Origin of the sequence: Oceanicoccus sagamiensis (assembly GCF_002117105.1) — a bacterium.
GTDB lineage: Bacteria > Pseudomonadota > Gammaproteobacteria > Pseudomonadales > Dasaniaceae > Oceanicoccus > Oceanicoccus sagamiensis.
The window spans coordinates 70,261-91,849 of sequence record NZ_CP019343.1 but is presented as its reverse complement, the minus strand read 5'-3'; the positions used below and the strand labels follow the sequence as shown (position 1 = coordinate 91,849).

General features: G+C 46.6%; 15 protein-coding genes. 11 read left to right on the top strand and 4 right to left on the bottom strand.

Annotation, left to right across the window (positions count from 1 at the left end; genetic code table 11):
• Window positions 1-106 precede the first annotated feature (106 nt).
• Both BST96_RS00390 and BST96_RS00385 read left to right on the top strand, forming a co-directional pair.
• Window positions 107-2,068 carry an outer membrane protein assembly factor BamB family protein gene (locus tag BST96_RS00390; protein WP_085756792.1) on the top strand — a complete coding sequence of 654 codons (1,962 nt, stop codon included), beginning with the start codon at window positions 107-109 and terminating at the stop codon, window positions 2,066-2,068.
• Window positions 2,069-2,176: 108 nt separating this feature from the next.
• Window positions 2,177-3,217: an MBL fold metallo-hydrolase gene (locus BST96_RS00385; protein ID WP_169713852.1), complete on the top strand. Its 1,041-nt coding sequence runs from the start codon at window positions 2,177-2,179 to the stop codon at window positions 3,215-3,217.
• Window positions 3,218-3,230: 13 nt separating this feature from the next.
• On the opposite strand, the gene BST96_RS00380 is transcribed toward BST96_RS00385, so the two are convergent.
• Window positions 3,231-4,085, bottom strand: coding sequence for a substrate-binding periplasmic protein (locus BST96_RS00380; protein WP_085756790.1), 855 nt, complete (start codon window positions 4,083-4,085; stop codon window positions 3,231-3,233).
• Between the two features lie 228 nt (window positions 4,086-4,313).
• Between BST96_RS00380 and BST96_RS00375 the strand changes: the two genes are divergently transcribed.
• Both BST96_RS00375 and BST96_RS00365 read left to right on the top strand, forming a co-directional pair.
• Window positions 4,314-4,808, top strand: coding sequence for a hypothetical protein (locus BST96_RS00375; protein ID WP_085756789.1), 495 nt, complete (start codon window positions 4,314-4,316; stop codon window positions 4,806-4,808).
• Between the two features lie 365 nt (window positions 4,809-5,173).
• Window positions 5,174-6,223 (top strand): AraC family transcriptional regulator, encoded by a 1,050-nt coding sequence (locus BST96_RS00365; RefSeq protein ID WP_085756787.1) that lies wholly within the window; start codon window positions 5,174-5,176, stop codon window positions 6,221-6,223.
• A gap of 440 nt (window positions 6,224-6,663) precedes the next feature.
• Here the strand turns inward: BST96_RS00365 and BST96_RS00360 are convergent, their stop codons facing one another.
• Both BST96_RS00360 and BST96_RS00350 read right to left on the bottom strand, forming a co-directional pair.
• Complete coding sequence (locus BST96_RS00360; RefSeq protein ID WP_085756786.1) at window positions 6,664-7,722, bottom strand: AAA family ATPase; 1,059 nt, start codon at window positions 7,720-7,722, stop codon at window positions 6,664-6,666.
• A gap of 1,493 nt (window positions 7,723-9,215) precedes the next feature.
• Complete coding sequence (locus tag BST96_RS00350) at window positions 9,216-10,160, bottom strand: helix-turn-helix domain-containing protein (protein ID WP_169713851.1); 945 nt, start codon at window positions 10,158-10,160, stop codon at window positions 9,216-9,218.
• A gap of 524 nt (window positions 10,161-10,684) precedes the next feature.
• Between BST96_RS00350 and BST96_RS00345 the strand changes: the two genes are divergently transcribed.
• From BST96_RS00345 to BST96_RS00315, 7 genes are all read left to right on the top strand, one after another.
• The gene (locus BST96_RS00345) at window positions 10,685-11,578 is read left to right on the top strand and encodes a transporter family protein (RefSeq protein ID WP_085756783.1); all 894 of its coding nucleotides are present in this window, start codon (window positions 10,685-10,687) and stop codon (window positions 11,576-11,578) included.
• A 248-nt stretch (window positions 11,579-11,826) separates the two neighbouring features.
• Window positions 11,827-13,425, top strand: coding sequence for an efflux transporter outer membrane subunit (locus tag BST96_RS00340; RefSeq protein WP_157117801.1), 1,599 nt, complete (start codon window positions 11,827-11,829; stop codon window positions 13,423-13,425).
• Between the two features lie 55 nt (window positions 13,426-13,480).
• Complete coding sequence (locus tag BST96_RS00335; RefSeq protein WP_085756782.1) at window positions 13,481-14,629, top strand: efflux RND transporter periplasmic adaptor subunit; 1,149 nt, start codon at window positions 13,481-13,483, stop codon at window positions 14,627-14,629.
• Window positions 14,626-17,790 carry an efflux RND transporter permease subunit gene (locus tag BST96_RS00330; RefSeq protein ID WP_085756781.1) on the top strand — a complete coding sequence of 1,055 codons (3,165 nt, stop codon included), beginning with the start codon at window positions 14,626-14,628 and terminating at the stop codon, window positions 17,788-17,790. The genes BST96_RS00335 and BST96_RS00330 overlap by 4 nt, the downstream gene beginning before the upstream one ends.
• A 26-nt stretch (window positions 17,791-17,816) precedes the next feature.
• Entirely contained in the window at window positions 17,817-19,115 is a 1,299-nt protein-coding gene (locus BST96_RS00325; RefSeq protein ID WP_085756780.1) for an aspartate-alanine antiporter-like transporter, read from the top strand.
• A complete protein-coding gene (locus BST96_RS00320) occupies window positions 19,115-19,522 on the top strand; it encodes an aspartate-alanine antiporter-like transporter (protein WP_085756779.1) in 408 nt (135 codons plus the stop codon). The genes BST96_RS00325 and BST96_RS00320 overlap by 1 nt, the downstream gene beginning before the upstream one ends.
• Before the next feature lie 45 nt (window positions 19,523-19,567).
• A complete protein-coding gene (locus BST96_RS00315) occupies window positions 19,568-20,857 on the top strand; it encodes an OprD family outer membrane porin (RefSeq protein WP_169713850.1) in 1,290 nt (429 codons plus the stop codon).
• 8 nt (window positions 20,858-20,865) lie between these two features.
• Here BST96_RS00315 and BST96_RS00310 read toward each other — a convergent pair whose 3' ends face one another.
• Complete coding sequence (locus BST96_RS00310) at window positions 20,866-21,579, bottom strand: helix-turn-helix transcriptional regulator (RefSeq protein ID WP_240554959.1); 714 nt, start codon at window positions 21,577-21,579, stop codon at window positions 20,866-20,868.
• Window positions 21,580-21,589: the final 10 nt, after the last annotated feature.

Genomic DNA, 21,589 nt, shown 5'->3' with positions numbered 1-21,589 from the left:
GCCGTAATTTACGCTGATATGGCCGGAGATGATTCCTTTGTTGTTTACGGCGACCACTACAATCCATCACTGTGCTGCCCTCATCAACTAAAATAACGTGGTGACTATGATAATCCCCCTGTTCAAAAGCACAATCTGGAATGTGATCAGCCTGGTATTGATCGCCAGCCTTGGCTATGCCACCTATCATTTTTTCCTGTACGAGAAACCGCATAACCCCAAGGTGTTTGGTCCCCCGGCGAAGACACAATGGAAGCCGGTGGGCGCCCGCTCAGTGGCGCAGCACAGCTACGATATTATTCCGGAACCTGTTACCTGGAGTGCCATCCATGTTGGTGTAAGAAATTCGGATGGAGTCTGGGGTGTTGCGGCCCCTATGTTTGAGCTGGACTGGGTGGCAGAGCCGGCATACTTTGTAGGCAATGGCCCGCTGCTGGATAATGAGGGCAATCTCTACTTTAGCGCCAACTTTTATCACGGGGAGCGAGTGCTGCTGGTATCGCTGGATGCAAAAACCGGTGAGCGGCGCTGGGTGATTCCCGGGGGCGATGATATTTCCCGAAGCAGCGCCGCCTTTATTTTGAATGATCCGGACAATCCCGGGCAACAGATTATTTACCAGATTGGCTATGACCGTCTGATGGCAGTGCGTCCGGACGGCTCGATAGTTTGGAGTAAAGCCACTGGCTTGATGCTTGACGATGAGCAGCGCAAGCGCAGAGATACGACCAAGTTTCACAGTTTTAATTATCACCCGGCCACCGATTCACTGGTATCGATTACTCAGGCCGGTGCCCTGTTGGCCTATAGCCGTAAGACGGGTGAACTGATTGCCCCTGTTGGCCAGGTACCCGGTGCCCCCGCCATCAGTGGCAAGGGCACTAAAATCCCCGGCTTTATACTGGATCGGGTTGATCCGTTAATGGATCAAGCCTTTGGTAAAACCGATGAGGGCAACAGTTTATTTTCCTCCGCGGTAAATTATATTTATGGCGGCGGCGGTGTGGTGACCAACTTTTTCAGTATTGATCCCGATAGCAGCATTATCTATATGGCCGCCACCGCAGCCGATGCCGAAGATGGCACCGTAGATGGCCGCTCAGAGCTGGGCGCCATTTACTCTATTAATCTGGTGGATGATGGCGAAGGTGGTCTGGAATTTAAGGTGCTCAACCGCAATATCTTCAAGGGCGGTACCGGTTCAACACCGGCCCTGAGTGGCGATGGCCGACGTTTATATGTATCTGATAACGAAGGTCATGTCATTGCGCTGGACAGCGAGCTGAGAGAACTATGGCGAGTCAATGTCGGTGAACCTCTGGTGGGTTCCATTACCGTGGCGACGGACAATAATGAACTTTATGCGGTAACGGCCAAGGATGTGATCCAGTTAATCGATAACGGTGACCACGGTACCCGGGGCTGGACCGGGGAGCTCAACGGCTTTGATGGCTATGCCAATGTGGATGTGCAATCCAATGCCCTGACGGCGACGGTAACCGCCAATGGTGTGGTGGTGATGATTGGTGGTGGCAAGTCTCTGGTGGGCAGAACCTTGATGCTGCATATGGGTATGGGTTTATTAGACCGGAAAACCGGCAAGCTGCGTTACTTTGCCGAGGGCCGTGAAGATTCCCTGGCGATGAGTGTGGTGGCGGCCGATGGCAGTCTGTATGTGGCGCACTCGCCGTTGCGGCGCGCAGTAGGTAAAGCCATTTATCCTGATTTAACGCCAGAAGTTACCGGCGGTATTGCACGCTTTAAGCCGATTCGTCTCGACTTGATGGCACGGGATGCTATTTGTGCAGCAACGGACCGGGTAATCAATGCCAGCTCCCTTGTCCTGACCACAGAGCGGCTGGCTATAGAGACGGATATTCTCCAGATTAAGCACTTGCTGGGTCAGGCTGACAATGCCATAAAGCAGGCTGTTAACGATGGTGATATGACTGCTGAAGTGGCTGGGAAGCTAACTGATCTATTGCAACAAAGTCAGCCCAGTCTTGCAGCCGCTGATTTGTCGCAAGCGGTGCCAGGTTTAAGCCAGGCCTGCGGGATGTTTAACTAACGAAACTGACCAAAGAGCAGTGTAGATACCTTGCTGGCAGGTACCCGCGTCGAGGCTATGCTTGCAAAGGCTTTATAAAATCTATTGCAGATTCGGGAATGATCAATAATGAAAAAAATTCTTATCGCTGTTGTTAGTCTATTAGTTGTAGTGGTCATAGGCCGCAGCTTGCTAAAAGTGCCCGCGGTACAGGACAGGCTACTTGAAGCCGGAACCACTCGTATTGCCGAGCGTGGGGCGGAGCCCTTTCCTGAATCAGAGAATTTGCGAGTTTATATCTGTGGTAGTGCATCTCCTTTAGGTCGTGGTCAGGCCCAGGCTTGTATTGCGGTAATTACGCCGGAGCATTTTTTCCTGATCGATTCCGGTGCCGGTTCCACGGATAATCTCGGTCTGATGGGACTGCCGTTGAATCGTCTGCAGGGTATTTTACTGACCCATTTTCATTCAGATCATATTGCAGAAATTTATGAGGTTAACCTTAGTTCCTGGGTACAGGGGCGGCCTAAACCGTTAACGGTCTATGGTCCTTATGGTGTGGATAAAGTCACCAATGCAATAAACTCTGGCTACAGCCACGACAGAGTTTATCGCACGGCACACCACGGCGAAGAATTACTACCGCCTGCGCTGGGTGTGCTGGAATACAAAACAATTTTCCCTGGTGTAATTTTTAACAACGGTGGACTAAAAATTACTGCCTATGTGGCAGAGCATCCACCTATTCATCCTGCCGTAGGTTATCGTTTTGACTACAAAGGACGCAGTGTGGTTATTTCAGGGGATAGCAATGTCACTGAAAATACCTTGAAGATAGTTGATGGCGCAGATTTATTGCTGCACGACGCACTGTCACTGCCCACGACCATGGCGTTAAAGGATGCCTTGGCTGAAGTGGGGCAGTCACGACAGGCCAAGATAGTTTTGGATGTCACCGACTACCATGCATCGACGGAGTCGCTTATTGAGCTTGGTAAAAAATCCAATGTAGGTATGGTGGGTTATTATCACCTGGTGCCCGTGCCACCAACCGCCTTATTAAAAGATGTGTTTTTGCGCGGGGCGCCAGATAACTTTTTTCTTACCGAAGATCTTATGTGGTTTGAATTTCCAGAGGATAGTAAAGAGATTATTATCAATCAGCCGTAATTTTCAGCGCTGTTTAGCGGGTTTCTATACAATCACGGTCATTTAAAAACTGTTGTAAATTAACCTTATGAAGATGCTTGATATAGCCCTTATTCTGATACTGGATGAGTAGCTGATCAATCGTATCCAATTTTGCAGCGATATCAGAATTTGCCAGTGCGGCTAGATAGACATCATTTTCTTTGGATATGGTCCGTTCTTCCTCGTTAAGGTCGATATCGAGCATTCCTAGTTGATCACCAATAGGGTACTTCATGGCAAAGGCAGACATTTGCAGGCGGGTTGCGACAATATAATCCAGTTCCTTATTATAGAGTTTAGTAAAGCCTTCCCTGAAGGTTTTCAGGGTTTCCAACTGATAACTATCAAATACTCTGGATCTTTTACTATCTCTTGGCGCACGGGATCCGCCGCGATAGTTTTTAAACTGCTCTTTCTTTGTAAAGTTACCCAACGCTTTGCGATAGACAATGACAATGTCTCTTGCAGTCAGGGGTACAGTGTTAAATTTCAAGGTTTCCGAAGGAAACTTCATGGTTGCCGCCGCATCGACTTCTCTGGCCCGAAGTTTTTGTTCGATCAAACGATGGTTTTCTTCCATGGTCTGTGGTGTGGTGACCGGTTTACGAATAATTTCAAGCTGGTACCCCAGGTCGGAGCTTAATTTCTGCACCAGTTGTACCATGCTGCCCTTGGCCTGTTTTTTACAGATGTCGTACCAGTAATAGGGTGGATAATTCATTGATTGGGTAGTGGGATAAGCGCCTAATTTCAAGGTGGTATGACTAGTAGCCTGGGCGGCGTAGGCCGGGCATATAATAATCAATAAGGACAAAGCGATATATTTTAAAGGGCTTAACATCATCATTGTTGAGCTTTTTTAGGGGCAATCCCCTTTGATTCTCAGGGGGTTATAGCCGTTTATAGTTGATAATAGACTAAATTATCGGTTGTTGCCTAAAGCAGCGATATGGCTGGGGGGGTTAACAGACGGCCTGTTGATGACTGATTTTAGGAATCAGTGTTTTTATAAAGATTAAATCGTTGTCCGAAAATGATTCCTGATTTATTGTTCTGGTATGACAAGGTTTTACCTATGCTGAGAAACTATCCCTACATCGCTGCCTTCTTATATCTTGCGCTTATCAGCCCAAAGGCTGCAGCCTGTGCAGCCCATGAGTATTTTAATCCCGATAACTTTGGTGTAATAACGGGGGCCGCTCTTAAGTTGGCAGGCCTGACTGCACCGGAGCCGGTATTTAAGCTTAAGCATGCACCAGTGGCAAAAGCGGTGCAGGGTGAGCCCTCAGAGCTCACGATTAACTTTGAGCGCCCCTGGCGTTCCAGTAATGTCACCATGCAATTTAAAAGTACCCCGGGTATTCAGTTAATCGATACGTCGATCGCTCTGGAGGATTTTGAGGGTGCTGTTAAGCTTCGCTACTTATTGGAAAAACCGGGCTTTAACAATATAACGATTAAGATTAGTGGCGAGTATAAAAACGAGAGTATTAGTAGTTCCAGAGTCGTTTATATACAGCCTAAAAAAACCTTAAGAAAACCCACCAACCAGCAAGTTGTTACTCGTTAGCTTGCCGTAGGGTGGATTGCAATCCACCAGCTTTTAATTTCGCATATAGGGTGGTGGAATATATTCCACCCTACTAAGATCTTTGACGCCCTGTCCGAATATGATTCCCTGATTTCTTTTACTCCACGGTATGGTTTGGTTTAATTCAATTTCCAGAAAATACCGCCGCATGCTACTGCTACCTTTCCCTACCATCGCTGCGATCAACGGCCATGCCCCTGCCGGTGGAGCCTTTCTGGCCCAGGCCCTTAAAGAGCCAGGAATATTTAAAGCACTTAAGCAAACTCTTTATGGCGACTTGGCAGAAAGGTTTGTATCGATGAAAGTATTTCTGTTACGCGCTTACCGGAAGCCCACATTCTTTTATGGAAAATAACCTGGCCACCGTGCCTCACCACTTTGTGGAAACGATGCTCGCTATGGCAGCCGAGCAGGATTGTGATACCGATAAATTGTTGCGCAATATCGGTATTGATCCCGTCGATATAGCGGCGAAAAAGCCGGTGTCGATACTGAGCTATGGTGAGTTATACCACCATATTATCAAACTGACCCAGGATGAGTGGTTTGGTTTGCTCAACGGTAGTCCAGTACCAAAGGGAACTATTCGGCAGCTGCTGTACTTGATTGTGTATTGCAAAACTCTGGCACAAGCCTTGACCAGGAGTAGTGAGTTCTTTGAAATCTGCCGGGGTTTTAAGGTCAAGCAGCAATTTAGCATTGAGGGTGACAATGCGACTATTAAAGTCGTTAGACTGGATTGTGTACAGCCGCAAGCCTTTGACGCAATAATTGCCGATAGTGACCCTGCGACGATTAAAGCCACACTGTCTGCCTGGCACGGTTTTAACAGTTGGTTAATTGGCCAGTATGTACCCCTGACCGATATCTACTACAGCTTTTCTGATGACAGCCAGCCCGCCAAAAAACTGTCTGGCAGGCCCAGATATCATTGTGGCCAGAGTTTTAACGGTTATCGCTTCCCTAAGAAATTTCTGGATTACCCTGTTGTACAGAGTGAAGACAGTATTGAGGACTTTATACGCAAGGCCCCTTACTATAGCCTGGTCAAGAAAGACCTGGAGGAGGGGGCTACCTCATTGGTTAAGGCGCTGCTGGTTAAGAGTATCGGCGATGAATTGCCCAATGCCAGCCAAGTGGCACAATCGTTGGGTATGTCAGTCAGCAGTCTGCACCGTAAACTGGCGGCTGAGGGCACGAGTTATCAGTACCTGAAAGATGAGTCACGTATGGAGGCGGCCATACACTACCTGAACCGGCCTGACCTTAGTATTAGTACGATTTCCGATCTGTTGGGTTTTGAATTGGCAAGCACCTTCTTTCGCGTATTCAAAAAATGGACTGGGCTGCCCCGGCTGAGTATCGTAAGCAAAAGTTGGTTAATCGCTAGTTAGGTTCTTCCTGTATTGATGAGTATTAGATAGTCAGTCGGTCTTGATGGAAGTAGTTCATATCTTTGATCAAATTGTGTATATAAAGGCTGGTTTTAGACAATCTCTTGGCCCACTTTTTGGCCCATTTTATCTGTTTATCAGTGCTCCTCTTTGATTCTATATGCTCTAAGTTGTTGATTTTATTGTTATCTAAGTGCACGCAGAAGCACAGAGAAACACCAAAAGCGAATTCGAGTCCCGTCCGGTTAGTCAATTATTGGTACCGTAAAACGTTTGTAAGTCATTGATTTATCGGCTGTAAAACATGCTGCTCTGTAAAACCACAAGTAATAACAGGTTGATATCATTTAGCTTTTGGGTTGGCTTATATCCATTGCAGAGTTCAACGGTTACTAGCTGACTTCAATATTTCTGAATCAGCTAATAAGGCAATGAAACTGTTAACGAATAAACCCTATCGGCAGCTTTCTCCTGTTTGGTGTAAAACTTTCAAAGTCATCGATTTCTAGTGTTATTTGTTCTTGTGCTAGATTTTCTGATATTTTTTTAACCGTTGCCAGTTGAATACTTTTCTTGATATTACGTATTGATTCTCCTCGAAATACTTCATGCGCTGCTCTATCTAATTTGATATCGATATGACCTTTCACTCCCAACGATACGGTAACAGTGTCTAATAGCTTATCAGTCATTATTGTTAATTGCTCATTGTTTGGTGGCTTAACATCAATTACATGAAAGCGGTTTAAAACTGCTTCAGGAATTGAATCCAAGTGATTGGCTGTGGCAATCCATGAGATATATTGGCAATTCATTTCAACCTGAAGTGATGTATCTAAAAAGTGCTTTGAAGTGTCCTCTTCTAGTAGTTGTAATAACGGCCCCGTAATGGACGCACGTTCCCTAGATATAAATACCGCCTTGTCACATTCATCCAGAATGATAATGGGATTGATAGCAGGGCTGCGCGCCATATGCATAGCAACATCACCAGGGGTGGAGTTTGAGTAGGTACGAGAGCTCCCGCTTAACGCCATGGCTTCTGGTGAGGTCGACAGTGAAACCTGAAAAGCATGCATGTCCAGAGCTTCGGCCAGCTGATTGACGATATAGGTCTTGCCAACACCTGGTGGTCCCACAAGTAGTGTGGGCTGGATTTTGAAAGGTGTTTTCGGCTTGAACCGTTGGTGGACTTGGTGAAAAGCACCACATACCTCCAGAAATGGTCTGAGGTTAGGGGCGTCTTGCTTTAGCTTTTCAAGTTGTTGAGAGGTCTGGTTTATTCGTAAGGCCTGTTTGGCGATTTTAAGTCTAGATAAATTGGTGAATAACGAGGCATGCTGGGCACCATTCTCGGTTTTAAACCATTGAGCCAGCCCTTTTGGATCGATTATTTGACTGATGGCAGAGTAATTTCCAGATAGGTCACGCCTTGATTTGGATTCTGTATTTTTGAGTTCTAGAGCTAGTTGATCTGTATTGTAGTGGTGATTTGACATGTTTTTCTCTGTTAATAAGCTAATGCTATTGTGGAATAGGGCGCTACCATCTCAGCTATTTCTATAATGAAAGGCTCAAATAAGGTCTCAATGACATTAAGGTTGTTCGTATTGATGATTCTTGGCAGTTTATTTGCGAGGTGCTGCCGGTTGATAATAGTGGCGTATGCTGTTGTTAAATAACCCTGCGTCATGTCGCTATCTCCTCTAATTAAGCGGATAGTTACACGCCGAATCAGCTTTGCCAGTCTTATTGCCACTCGGCGGAAGCTATTCAAATCAACGTTTATGCTACTAAGTGTTTTAAGGTTGGATGGTGACTTTAATAGCCAATATATGTCCGATGAGCTTATCCAGTTTTTAGTTATTCTCTTTATGGCACGCTCTTCACATGCATAGCTGATTGGAATTTCAGTTATGTATTTGGGGGTGATTTAAGCACGGACTCAATGAGGAATTAGGTGTGTTGGTTTTTTGCTAAACACCCGATTATAGGCTCGTACTTAGTGTGTTTTTTTCTATGAAATTGAATAGCGCTTTTGGGCGTTAGTCACTTAGTGACTAACGGGGGGAATGATGAAAAAACAAAATTAGCAAACGCTTTAATCTGAAGCTGCAAATAGTGTTTCTATTTAGCCAAGCAATTCACGATGAGTTTTGTACTTATCTAGGGGTATGGTGTTGTGAGTAGGTAGACTTAAGATCGGAGTAGGTCTTAATGAAGGACAGAGTTAAAGGCTTCCTTGTTGTGTTGGTCGTATGGTGTATTTAGGTAGTCTATAGGATTATGTAAGGAACCTGCGATAGCAGGTTACTGATTGTATGTTGAGGGCGATAGCCACTCAAAATTTTGCACAGAGTGTGATAACATCTCTGTGTCTCCGCTAGCGGCCTGGCCTGAATTTAGACGTTTTGAATCAGTGTAGGTAAAAGTGCATGTTGGACGATAACCCCGCTATAACCCGCATAAAATCAGACCTCAGGTGCCTCTGCATCATTGGGGTGTGAGCAGCCTTTTTAGACTCCGTACTTTTTGCGTTACTTTCCATTCTTAAAACTTAACTCATTGATATTTAAGAGGTTATCTTTATTTTTTGGTGGCGCGTTCAGCGCAGGCTGCCCAGCATATCAAATGGGCTGGAAAACCACTATCCGAGTTAGTAAATCTTATTATCAGGCATTCTGCTGGCATGTTTACCAGCGGGTTATATGGTCAGAGAGTAGGGTGGATTGTAATCCACCAGTTTTGATGATCAGTAACGATGGTGGAATGTATTCCACCCTACGGTTTATGGTCGGTCACCAGTATCAGGACTGATTAAAGCGCGGCTTGCGTTTCTCCTTCGCTGGAATACAACGGCACCAAGTAAATTCCGCGAGACAAACTATCCCGGCGGAATGTAGGCGCCGGGATTTAAAGGCATTCTGCAGCTATGTGACTAAATGCCCTTTCTTGTATGGAGTAACGTGGAGAGGCGAGTAAATATTCATTTTTACAATGCCTTTAAAAATGTTTCATGGGGGTATTCATTAAAAAATTCAAAATAGCGCCCAGAAAATCTACCCATATGATTAATACCTACTTCGCGTGCCAGTGCTTCGATGCTGGTAGTGTGTGGATGATTCTTCAATAAAGAGCACCGGATTAGTGAAAGGCGATAATATTCAATATATTGTCTGGGTGAGCAGTTATACACTGCCCTGAATGTTCTTTCCAAAGTACGCTGTGAGGTGCCTATGGCTCTGCATAGTTCAGGGATTCTAATAGGGTCTTTGATATTATTCTGAATATAGGTAGTGGCTCGGGCATAGGTTTTATTGATCTTATACTGTTGCCTACTTAATGCTGTCCTCTCTGAAATTTTATTGGTGTTTAATAAAGAGAGGATCTTACTGTCTAGAGCGTTTAATGCCATGTCATTGTTGGCAGTATCCAAGCCGTTGCTGCCACTGATATTCGTGATGGTATTGCTGATGGCGGAAAACCCGGCTTCACTGGTGGCGTACATCTTGTTGATATTTCTTAGGCTGTTTTCGCTTAACTCTTCCTTCTCCAGAATTTTGTGATAGGTGTCGACCGGTAGATAAAACTGATCAAGCTCGCAGCCGCCGACAGTAATCGCATGAAAGTCATGGTTTGGCGGCAGTATAATTTGCCCGTAATGAGTGGTCGGCTGCCCATTAATTCTAACGCTGCCATTGAGTGCATGAATATTTAGCAGGGTATAGGTATCTGGCGGTGTTAGGCCATTAACTTCCATGGAAGAGTTATGCGTTTCACTGGCGATAGCAAAGTCATCGCTAGCGTTGATGCTCATCGAGCCGTGATATCGTCCCTTAGCTATCTTGCGATAGTTAATCGACCAACCCAATTTTTTGTTTTCTTCATCAAGGTCGCTGGGGGACTTGAACTTGTTGAATATTACGGTACTACTCAAGCCTGACTCCATGTAGATTGTTGTTGGTTTTATAGGGCTACTGTTCTTAAGTCTAAAGCATTGATGCCCAGACGATACTAGTTCATCGTAGGCGAGTAAAGCGAAAGCCCCGATACAGCAGTCGAATTTGACAGGGTGCGCATAGATAACTGGCTAAATCCGGATAAAAACCTTTAAGTGTCGTTACTATGGCAAGGTGTTATTTTTCTACTTATCTATCAATCAGCTATGTCGGCGAGCAGCCAATATTGTGTTGATAGTTATGGATAAGCCATGCCGGGGAGAAATAAACCTCTGGCGGCGGTTTCCCTATTTGTCCATCACCAATCAAAATCAGGCTATAAAACTGAGGCAATTGAGAGGGTTAAGTCCATTTTGGCGCAAAACGGATAGTGCTATAACTATCTTGTGTTAAGCAATCAGATTATTATCGACGCTACAATAAAAAGCGTGTGTATTAATAGATGTGATCCATTTCATGATCTATCACGTACTAAGCGTCACACAACAGGGGTGTTAGGATTATGTCTATAGGGTTCAGGATTGCATTTTTACGCCGTATTGTTTTACTCCCATTACTTGTTTTTTCAACTCATAGCCTGATTGCCGAAGAGCCCATGTCACTGGCAAAGGCGGCTCAAAAAACCAATAACCCTGTATCTGATGCCTGGCTGTTGATCGTGCAAAACGATTACACCGTTATTGAAGGTGATGCGACCGGCGGCAGTTCCAAAATGCAAGAGCGCTTAAGCTTTCAGCCCGTTTTACCGGTGCCAATTTTTGATGGTGAGTGGAACCTGGTAAACAGGGTGGTTGCACAAGCCTTTAGCGCACCACGGGATGAAGATATTAACTCCGATGACCCCTTTGGTGATCGCACCAATGGCCTTGGCGATACCATTGTGTTTAGTTTGGCAGCGCCCAACCGTGATGATGGTTTTATCTGGGGAGTAGGGCCAACCTTTATACTTCCAACCGCAACTGAAGATGTACTGGGTCAGGAAAAATGGTCGGCAGGTCCGGCAGCCCTGGCTGTACGCCTGGGTAACTCATCGGGTGGCTTTAATCTTGAAAGTTTTAATATCGGCGTGCTGGCACAGCACTGGTGGGATGTTGAGGGCGATGACGATCGCGCCGATGTTAACCAAAGTGATATTCAATACTTTATTAACTGGAAACAAGATGCTGTTAATCTCATTGGCATGACACCAAATATTCAAATCGATTGGGAAAAAAGTGGCTCAGACCGGTTTAGTGTACCTATCGGTATAGGCAAAATTGGTTTTATGCGCTGGGGCAATACGCCAGTGCGTTGGGGTATAGAGCTACAGCATTATGTTATGCAGCCTGACCCGGTGGGTGCCGAGTGGAACTTAAAGTTCTTTCTTGCCCCGGTAGCGGCTAACCCTTTCAAGTAACTAAAACTGTAAGTGTCCATGGTTCCTGTTATGCTCGTTGAGCCGAGTTTATAGTGCAGCCTGATGGAGACATTCGTGTGATTGCGTGTACCCGGTGATATCTTATTTAGATTGGGTGTATTCGCCTGATGTATAACAATGTAGGTGTTTTCAATCATATAAGAAATAATAAGAACACCGCTTAGACCGTTTCATAATAACAACTCATAGCGTGTTGATTTTTCTACCACCAGTACCTGGACACCATTATGATCGATATAGCAAAGCTTGCACGACCAGCAACTTCTATGACCCGTTGTTTGGCCCTGCTTTTTACCGGCGCATTAATGACGGGTTGCGCTATGGTCGGGCCAGATTATGAAGCCCCGGATAGCGAGATCAATCAGGAGTGGGCCGAGGCTACAGGTGAAGGTGTCACCACAAATACGGATAACTATGAACAGTGGTGGCAAAACTTTAATGACCCGGTGCTTAATGATCTGATTGAACGTGCACACTCGCAAAATATCGGCCTGCAAATAGCAGGCCTTCGCGTTTATGAGGCCAGGGCCTTGTTAGGCTTTGCCGCCGGTACGTTATATCCTCAAAGTCAGGGCATCAATGCCAGCGCCAGTAAGACTCGGGTGAGTAGAAATGCTGACCCTGTTTCCACGCTGCCCGATGGCTTATTTGATCGAAGCTTTGAGCGTTATGGCACCAGCTTTGACGCTGCTTGGGAATTAGATTTTTGGGGCCGCTTTCGCCGCGGTGTTGAATCTGCCGATGCCAACTTTGCCTCCAGTATAGCCACCTATGATGATTTTCTGGTCACGGTGTCGGGGGATGTGGCCACCGCTTATATCTTATTACGCACACTGGAAGAACGTCTGGCCTACGCTGAGAGTAATTTAGCGATTCAATCACGTAGCCTCGAAATTGCTCAGGTGCGTTTTAAAAACGGCTTGGTGACTGAACTGGACGTACAGTTAGCCAAAGCCTTATTGGCCAATACCCAGTCCATTATCCCTGAATTAAATAAAGGCATCCGCCAAACCCGTTTAGCACTGAGTTTATTGTTGGGCATGCCGCCTAGTGATATGCAAGCTATTGTGGGTGGTCGCGGTGTTATACCGACTACACCTAACACTATTGCTCTGGGTGCCCCCGCAGACTTACTGCGCCGCCGTCCTGATATTCGACGCGCTGAATTAATAGCTGCTGCACAAAGCGCGCGCATTGGTATGGCCGAGGCCGCCAAGTATCCGTCTTTCCGTTTAATCGGTGGTGTGGGTTATGCCTCCGAATACGGTAGTGACCTAACCGATACTGGCAGTGATATGAACTTTGGTGCCTTTACCTTTAATTGGAACTTCCTTAACTATGGCCGCTTACGCAATAACGTCCGGGTTGAAGATGCACGCTTCCAACAAGCCGCTGCCGCTTATCAAAACACCGTACTGAATGCCGCCCGTGAAGTTGAGTCTAACCTAACAGCTTACTTGCGTTCCCGTGAGCGAGTCGTTGCCTTAACTGACAGTGTAACGGCGTCACGCCGAGCAGTTGAATTGGCGCAAACCCAATACCGCGATGGTGTGATCAGCTATACCTTAGTGTTAGATGCACAGCAGTTTTTATTGCTCAATGAAGACCAGCTAACAGCGGCCAGAGGGCAGGTTGCCCGTGGTCTGGTGGCTACCTATAAGGCGCTCGGCGGTGGTTGGCAAACCCATGGCGGTGATAGTTTTGTCGCTGAAGAGATTAAAGACGAAATGAGAGAGCGCACCAACTGGGGTGACCTAATGGAGGCTGAGTCCGTTAAACCGGTTGCTGCAGAAGATCGCGGCTCATGGCGGGCTCCGGATTTATAAGCAGCGCAGTACATACTCCACTAACCATTGATTTTTACATTATCAGGAAAACAGCATGAAGCCTTTACTAACGACAATAATCAGTAAGCGTAGTGGTTTGATAGCGCCAGTTTTAATCATCGGCTCATTGTTTTTTACGGCCTGTTCTGAGCCACCAAAAACCAAACCGCTGAGCGTGCTGCCAGCGATGAAAATTTCTGATGTGGGTGAGTTAACAACAACACCTTTCCCGGGGCGCGCCAGAGCTGGCAAGGAAGTGAACCTGTCTTTTCGTGTGACGGGCTCGTTAATCGACTTTCCTATTGCGGTGGGTGATCAGGTTGAGCAGGGGCAGTTGGTAGCCCAGCTAGACCCTAAAGATTATATTTCAGCCTTAGGTGCCGTTACCGGTCAGCTTAATCGAGCACAAGCTTCTGCCAAACGTGCTGAAGGGGATTATGTCCGTATCAATCGAGTCTATGCTGAAGATCCTGGAGCGACGAGTGAAACGGCGTTAGATCTTGCTAAAGCTGCTCGCGACTCTTCACGGGCATCCGTTATGTCGATGACCAATGCCGTGACGCAAGCAGAAGATCAGCTTAAATATACTTCCCTGTTAGCGCCATTCTCTGGTGTGATTGTATCGACTTATGTAGAAAACTTTGAAACGGTGATTGCCAAGCAACCCATTCTGCGTCTGTTAGACCCTAGCAGTATTGAATTTGTTATTAGTGTGCCGGAAAGTTTGATTGTCTATAGCGATTACGCTGACAGCGTTGAAGTCACCTTTGATGCTTTGCCTGACCTTAAAGTACCGGCCACCATCAAAGAAGTTGGCCGCGAAGCGTCACAGGCGACCAGAACCTATCCGGTCACCTTGGTGATGCAACAACCCAAAGGTGCGGAGATATTGCCCGGTATGGCAGGAACCGCCGTAGTCAGTGGTCGGCTCCCCGATAGCGCTCAGCGCAGTGGTATAGAAATTCCCGCCACGGCGATCTTTGCAGGTGAAGATACCTCCAAGTCCTATGTCTGGATTATTGACCCAGAGACCAAGGTGTTAAGTAAGCGTGAGGTAGAAGTTGGGCAGTTTGGTAAAACCGGCGTGTTAATTCGTTCCGGTATTAGTGTAGGCGAATGGATCGCCGTGCGAGGTGTTAATTCAGTCAGGGAAGGGCAGCAAGTTCGTATTGCAGACTACTCGGGCAAAGGTGCAGCTCTATGAATTTAACGCGCTTTGCTATTGAAAAAAGTATTCTCACTCAGTTTCTGGTCTTCCTGTTTGTGGTTGGCGGGGTACTGAGTTACAACAGCCTGGGTCGCCTTGAAGACCCTGATTTCACCGTAAAAATTGGTGTTATTATCACTCAATATCCCGGTGCTTCACCGGAAGAGGTTGAGCTGGAAGTCACTGACCGTATTGAACGGGCCATTCAGGAAATGCCCCAGTTAGATACCTCTTATTCGATGTCTCGCGCTGGTCTATCCATTATCAAAGTGGATATGAAACAAAAATACTCTGCCGATGTGCTGCCACAAGTCTGGGATGAGATGCGTAAAAAAATACGCGATGTCAGGCCGCAAATGCCACCCGGTGTTTTGCAGTCAGAAATTATTGATGATTTTAGTTTTGTATTTGGTTTTGTATTGGCTGTGACCGGAGATGGTTACACCTATTCAGAGCTGGAAGATTACGTAAAAATTATTAAGAAAGAGCTTAATTTGGTTCAGGGTGTTTCCCGTGTCGATCTTTGGGGCGTACAGCCAAAAGTTATCTACCTGGATATTTCCGAATCACAGTTGGCCGCCTTAAAAGTCACCCAAGAAGATGTACTGGCCACACTCGCGCTGCAAAATATGGTGGTGAGCAGTGGCTATGTCGAAGTGCCTGGTAAGCGCTATCGGGTTGAGACCAAAGGTCAATTTCAATCGCCAGAGGATATTGGCAATTTGGTTATTCGTCGCAGCTCAGGTGACCTGTTAGCCAATATAACCAGTCAGCTTAGTAGCAAAGGTAAAGCGATTGTTGATTCTATGCCACTGGGTACAGCTGGCTCAGGTAGTGATTCAGCGTTTCAAGCCGGTGAGTTAATTCGTTTGCGGGATGTAGCTACCGTACGTCGTGGTTATTTGGAACCCGCGATCACACAAATGCGCTATCAGGGTGAACCTGCGCTGGCTATTCAACTAGCCAATGTCACCGGCGGTAACCTATTGGAAACCGGTGCCGCATTGGATAAGCGTCTGGAAGAAATTCTCGCCGAACTACCCGCAGGTATCAATGTTGAGAAATTTACCTGGCAGTCCGATTTAGTTAAAGAATCCATCGATGGCTTTGTTATTAATTTGGTAGAAGCGGTCTTGATTGTACTCGTAGTGTTAACCGTGGCTATGGGTTGGCGTATGGGGGTGGTCATCGGCTGGGCTTTGATAGTGACTATCCTGGGCACTTTCGTAGTGATGAAGCTAATGAATATTGATCTTCAACGAGTGTCTTTAGGTGCCTTAGTAGTGGCGTTAGGGATGATGGTTGATAACGCCATAGTAGTGGCTGATAACTACTCGGTGCGGCTGGCCAAAGGGATGAAACCCAGAGACGCGGCGATTGATAGTGCCGCTGGGCCCAGCATTGCATTACTGGGCGCAACCGTGGTCGCCATTATGGCCTTTTACCCGGTGTTTGCTGCTGAAGCCGATGCGGGCGAGTACGGCGCATCACTGTTTGTAGTGGTGGGTATTTCATTATTGTTAAGTTGGTTTTTGTCGATGACGATGACGCCATTGAACTGTATGTTGATGTTAAGGCCGCCTGAAGATTCTGGCGCTGATACTGATCCTTATGACACCAGCTTTTTCCGTCGCTATCGCGCCATTTTGGAAGGGGCGATACGCAATCGCTATATGACCATCGGCCTAATGGTGGTGCTATTGGTGGTTGCCGTGGCAGGTTTTGCCAAATTTGTACCGCAGCAGTTTTTCCCTGACTCAACCCGTTCACAGTTTATGGTGGATTACTGGGCGCCGATGGGAACACCGGTGCAAGATGTATCCAACGATCTAAAAATTATTGAGCAACGGCTAATCAATGACCCCAGAGTAAAAGATGTTGGGACGTTTGTCGGTGCGGGTGGCCCACGTTTTTACCTGCCTGTTGATCCCGAGTTCCCCTGGGCTGAATTTGGGCAGCTGGTGGTGAATACTCCGTCCTTTGCTGAGGTAGACCCCTTAGTTAACGAATTACGCGCGACGATTAAAGATGATTTCCCTAACGCTATGATCAGGGTGCGTAAATATACGGTAGGCCCCGGTGATACCTGGCCCTTTGAATTACGCATCAGCGGACCGGCTGAAGCTGACCTTGGCGTGTTGCGACGCTTGGGTGAAGAGGGTATGGCCATTCTGGAAGAATCCGGTACCGCTAAACATATCCGTATGGATATGCGTGAGCGAGTACAAAAAGTGGTGGCGGATTATAGTCAGGAACGTGGCCGCTGGTCAGCGGCTACCCGTTCAGATATTGGCCTGGCAACCAGCCGTGCTTTTGACGGTGCCCCTGTGGGGCTGTTCCGCGAGGGTGATAGCGTACTGCCGATTATCGCTCGCAATAATGACGATGAGCGACAACAAGCGGCCGCCAATTTAGATACCTTGCAAGTGCAAACCGCCTTGAGCTTAAAGAGCACGCCCTTGGGCCAGCTAACCGATGATATTTATCTGGAATGGGAAGACCCGATTATCACGCGCTTTAATCGACGTCGGCAAGTCGCTGTGCAGGCAGCTCCAGATGGTATGACTTACCCCGCGATGCGCTCACTGGTAAAAGAAAAGTTTGAAGCCATGGATTTACCGCCCGGCTATGAACTCTTTTGGGATGGAGAGTATGACAGCACCTTAAGAGCGCAGCTGTCGTTGCTACCGGGCATGGTGCCGGGCACCATTGTGATGATCTTAATTATCGTGGCATTGTTTAATGCTATTCGACCGCCATTGATTATGTTGCTTACCGTGCCCTTTGCCTTGATTGGTATTACCGGTATTCTGGCGCCGACCCAAACAGCGTTTGGTTTTATGGCGCTGTTAGGTGCGATGAGCCTGGTGGGATTAATGATTAAAAACTCCATTGTCCTGCTGGATGAAATTGACGTTAACAAAGCGGCGGGTATGTCAGATTATGACAGCATGATTAATGCCGGTGTGTCTCGTTTACGGCCTGTAGTATTAGGCGCAGCAACAACTATTCTTGGTGTTATCCCGCTGATTCAGGATGCCTTCTGGATATCTATGGCTTTGACCATGATGTTTGGTCTGTTATTTGGCACGGTGTTAACCATGGTATTGGTGCCGACATTTTATGCAACGCTTTACCGGGTAAAATCCCCCGAGTAAGGGAGAATGCCTAACTTGAGAATATTATGACTGAATCCAGTTCGTTTTTAGATGTTATCTCCGTGCTGCATGAGCAGCCGGTATTGGCGTTATTTTTAATTATAGGTATTGGTTATCTTATCGGTGCAATCCGTATAGGCACCTTTTCCTTAGGACCAGTAGCCGGTGTTTTATTTGCCGGTATTTTTTTGGGAAATTTCGATTTTAAAATGGACCCCGGTGCTCAATCGGTAGGCTTTGCCTTATTTATATTTTCTGTTGGTTATCAAGCGGGCCCCCGCTTTTTTGATGTGCTGCGCACCGATGGCTTAAGGTATTTTTTACTGGCGCTGGTTGTTGCATCAACCGGTTTTGGTGTGGCTGTGGCCTTAACCAAGGTGATGGACTTTGCTCCGGGCACCTCTGCGGGCCTGTTAGCCGGTGGTTTAACCAGTTCGCCGACACTGGCTGCGGCGCAGGAAGCCCTGCGTAGCGGTCAAGTCGCAGCCCCTGATGGGATTAGCACAGACGCGATGATGGATAACGTTGCCACCGGTTATGCGATTACTTATATTTTTGGCTTGGCCGGTTTAATTGCCATTATTAAATTGCTGCCCAATATTTTGGGTATTGATTTAAAAGCCGAAGCCAAAAAACTGGAGTCGGCGGATGCCAGTTCCAACTCTTCCCAAATGGGCACTGTATCCTCACGAGTTTATCGTTTAACCAATGAGGCTTTAACGCAGCTATCTATCAAAGAACTAAAAGAAAAATACTGGGATAAAACTTCTGTCGTTAGAGTCAGGCGTGACGGTAATATTTTGCCCATAGACGCCGACGACGATGGTGATATTGATATAGCCTCCGGCAAACTAAAACTGAATGATGAGCTGCTAGTCCTTGCCCCCATTGAGTATTACACCCACGCCTTAGCCGATGTAGGTGAAGAAATTGACCCTAAACAAGACTTTGATCAATTTAATACCGGCAGCGCGAAAGTGGTGGTCACCAAAAAAATGGCTATTGGCAAAACACTGGCCGAGTTAGACCTGCCTCAATACTATGGCGTATTGCTGATGGGAATTACTCGTATGGGCACCGTTGTACCCTGTAACCAGGACACGGTAGTCAATCGTGGTGATGTACTAACCGTTATGGGCGGACAGGATTACGTCAATGTATTAGGCGTTGATGTCGGTCATGTTGAGCGTGACATTGCAGAAACTGATATGGTCACTTTTGCCTTTGGTATTGCCTTTGGTGTAATGATTGGCATGTTAGGTATCACGGTAGGGCAGCTATCGATCGGTTTGGGCTCAGCCGGGGCTTGTTGGCTTCTGGGTTAATGATTGGCTATTTGCGTAATATCTATCCCACTTTTGGTCGTATGCCAGAAGCGGCGCGTTGGATATTAATGGAATTTGGTTTGTTGATTTTTATGGCCGGTGTAGGGCTGCGTGCTGGCGGAGGCATTGTAGATACCTTACAAAATGCCGGCCCCAGCTTGCTGTTGGCGGGTATTACAGTGACCTGTATTCCAGTGTTTGTGGGTTACTTTTTTGGCCGTGTCGTTTTGGGCATCAACCCGGTGCTATTACTGGGCGGCATCACCGGTTCAATGACCAGCGGCGCCTCTCTTAGCGTGGTGACTAAAGCGGCGGATAGCTCAGTTCCTTCTCTGGGTTATACCGGCGCCTATGCCTTTTCCAATGTGTTATTAACCATAGCTGGCAGTATTATTTTACTGTTCTGACCGCGACGGGAGTTCGTTATTCAACTCGACCCATTGATGATGACCTTGAACGCTAACAGTCTCCGCGCCAAACTACTCAGCTTGCTTATTGTGATTCAGGCGCCTCAGGTGCTGGCCAATACCGGGCCTGAGTATCTTGAATTTGAATCAGAGCAGTCCCCCATTAGCGCTGCTTTTTTTCAATATAAACTGCCCTTTGCCGAGGAGCGCCATAATAAGCTCCACTTGCGCAGCTATTATTTTGAGCGAGACAGAGATTTGGCTCCCGACTCACAGGACTGGGCTGGGGGAGGCTGGTTTAGTGTGGTTACCGACTACTGGGACGATAGAATAAAACTGGGGGGCACGGCTTATACCTCGCAGAAAATTTATGCAGATGACGATAAGTTAGATACTGGCTTGCTTGAGCGTGGCCACAACAGCTTCAGTGGCTTGTCAGAGTTATATGCCAGTTTGATTCTAGGGTCTACCGCCTTGCAGCTTGGCCGCTACGAAATCAATATGCCTTATATTAATAAGTCAGATACGCGTATGATTCCGCAAACCTTTGAGGGGGCCTCTGTAACATTCAATATCACGCCCGCGTGGACGGTGGTAAGCGGTGTTGTCTCAAAAATAAAACCCAAGAACGATAGCGAATTTATCTCACTGTATGAAGATGCCAACGTAGACGGTGATAAAAATGTGAAAGGCATAGGCTCTATTTATACAGGTCAGAACGGATCGTTTGCGGGCTTATATTATTTTGATGCGCCAGAATTTTTTGATAATACCTACCTGGAAGTTAGCAAACAGTATGCCTTAGGTGATAGCCGTTCTATTCAATGGGGTGGTCAATATACCCATCAACAAGCTAAAGGTAAAAAGCTCGGTGGCGACTTTTCTGTTGATCACTTTGGTACTAAGGTCACCTGGAAGTCACCCGCTTATAGCGTGTCCGCGGCCTATACTTATTACTCAGAAACAGAACTGTTGCGCAGCCCTTGGGGCAGTGTTCCCGGTTATACCTCCGTTATGGTTAAGGATTTTTCAAGGCCAGGTGAACATGCCGGTTTAATTGCAATGACCTGGTACCTTAAAGCGATGGGTGCGCCAGATATTGAAGCGAATATTAAATATGTGGATGGAGATACCCCGGATTGTGGCAGTCAGGCTTCTCCAGACCAGCAGGAAACCGATATCACTATTCAATACAAACCTGCGCCAGAGTATTTGCGCGGTTTATCCTTTCGGGTGCGTAAAGCCTGGGTAGAGCAGCAGCACAGTTGCCGGGGTAATGATGCGCGCGACCTTGAAGATATTAGATTAATGCTTAATTACCAGCTTAGCTTTTAGCGCTCTTATTAAAGCTCTGTCGCATGGTGTAAAAAATCCGTAGGTGTTTCGCCTGTCCAACCTTTAAAGGCCTTGGTAAAGGATGTTTCATCCATATAGCCCAGTAAAAAACCTGTTTTTTTAACCGAATACTGGTGATCCTGTAGATAGGTTTTAGCCAGCTTTTCTCGTGCCTGTTGTAGCAACGAGGAAAAATTAGTCTGCTCTTTAGCCAGTTTTCTTTGCAGCTTCTTGGGTGTCATCAGCATAGCGTTAGCCACCTGCTGTTGTCTGACCGTACCTGAACCGATAATACTTAAAATAATTTTGATTGCCTTGCTGCTATAAGGGGTTGAGTGATAACTGTTGAGCTGTTTGATCATCGTCTTATCAAGCTCGTTAGTCATTTCAGGGCAGTGGGAGAGTAATGGCTTAACTAATTCCTCGTTATTAAAATCAATTTGATAGCAGTCAGCATTAAATGCGATCTCACAGTTGACCAGCTTTTTGATAAAGCTGAGATCCTTGCTTGGAAACGAGTCATTAATAGTATGAGCTTTAATGGGCGCTATTTCTTTATTGGCGGTCAGCTTGCACATTTTTAGAATAATAGCCGTAGCAATCTGAATAGACTCATTGGTGGGGGCAGGGCTATGCCCACGAATAATCACACTGAAAACGTTTTGATCTAATACCGTTTCGAAGGAGAGGCGGTCTGTGATTAAAGCACTGAAATGAGCCAGCCGCTCAATG

What these genes read in the sequence shown, in the direction of transcription:
- BST96_RS00390 (WP_085756792.1), top strand. Translation starts at nt 107, where the DNA reads ATGATAATCCCCCTGTTCAAAAGCACAATCTGGAATGTGATCAGCCTG.
- BST96_RS00385 (WP_169713852.1), top strand. Translation starts at nt 2,177, where the DNA reads ATGAAAAAAATTCTTATCGCTGTTGTTAGTCTATTAGTTGTAGTGGTC.
- BST96_RS00380 (WP_085756790.1), bottom strand. Translation starts at nt 4,085, where the DNA reads ATGATGATGTTAAGCCCTTTAAAATATATCGCTTTGTCCTTATTGATT.
- BST96_RS00375 (WP_085756789.1), top strand. Translation starts at nt 4,314, where the DNA reads ATGCTGAGAAACTATCCCTACATCGCTGCCTTCTTATATCTTGCGCTT.
- BST96_RS00365 (WP_085756787.1), top strand. Translation starts at nt 5,174, where the DNA reads ATGGAAAATAACCTGGCCACCGTGCCTCACCACTTTGTGGAAACGATG.
- BST96_RS00360 (WP_085756786.1), bottom strand. Translation starts at nt 7,722, where the DNA reads ATGTCAAATCACCACTACAATACAGATCAACTAGCTCTAGAACTCAAA.
- BST96_RS00345 (WP_085756783.1), top strand. Translation starts at nt 10,685, where the DNA reads ATGTCTATAGGGTTCAGGATTGCATTTTTACGCCGTATTGTTTTACTC.
- BST96_RS00340 (WP_157117801.1), top strand. Translation starts at nt 11,827, where the DNA reads ATGATCGATATAGCAAAGCTTGCACGACCAGCAACTTCTATGACCCGT.
- BST96_RS00335 (WP_085756782.1), top strand. Translation starts at nt 13,481, where the DNA reads ATGAAGCCTTTACTAACGACAATAATCAGTAAGCGTAGTGGTTTGATA.
- BST96_RS00330 (WP_085756781.1), top strand. Translation starts at nt 14,626, where the DNA reads ATGAATTTAACGCGCTTTGCTATTGAAAAAAGTATTCTCACTCAGTTT.
- BST96_RS00325 (WP_085756780.1), top strand. Translation starts at nt 17,817, where the DNA reads ATGACTGAATCCAGTTCGTTTTTAGATGTTATCTCCGTGCTGCATGAG.
- BST96_RS00320 (WP_085756779.1), top strand. Translation starts at nt 19,115, where the DNA reads ATGATTGGCTATTTGCGTAATATCTATCCCACTTTTGGTCGTATGCCA.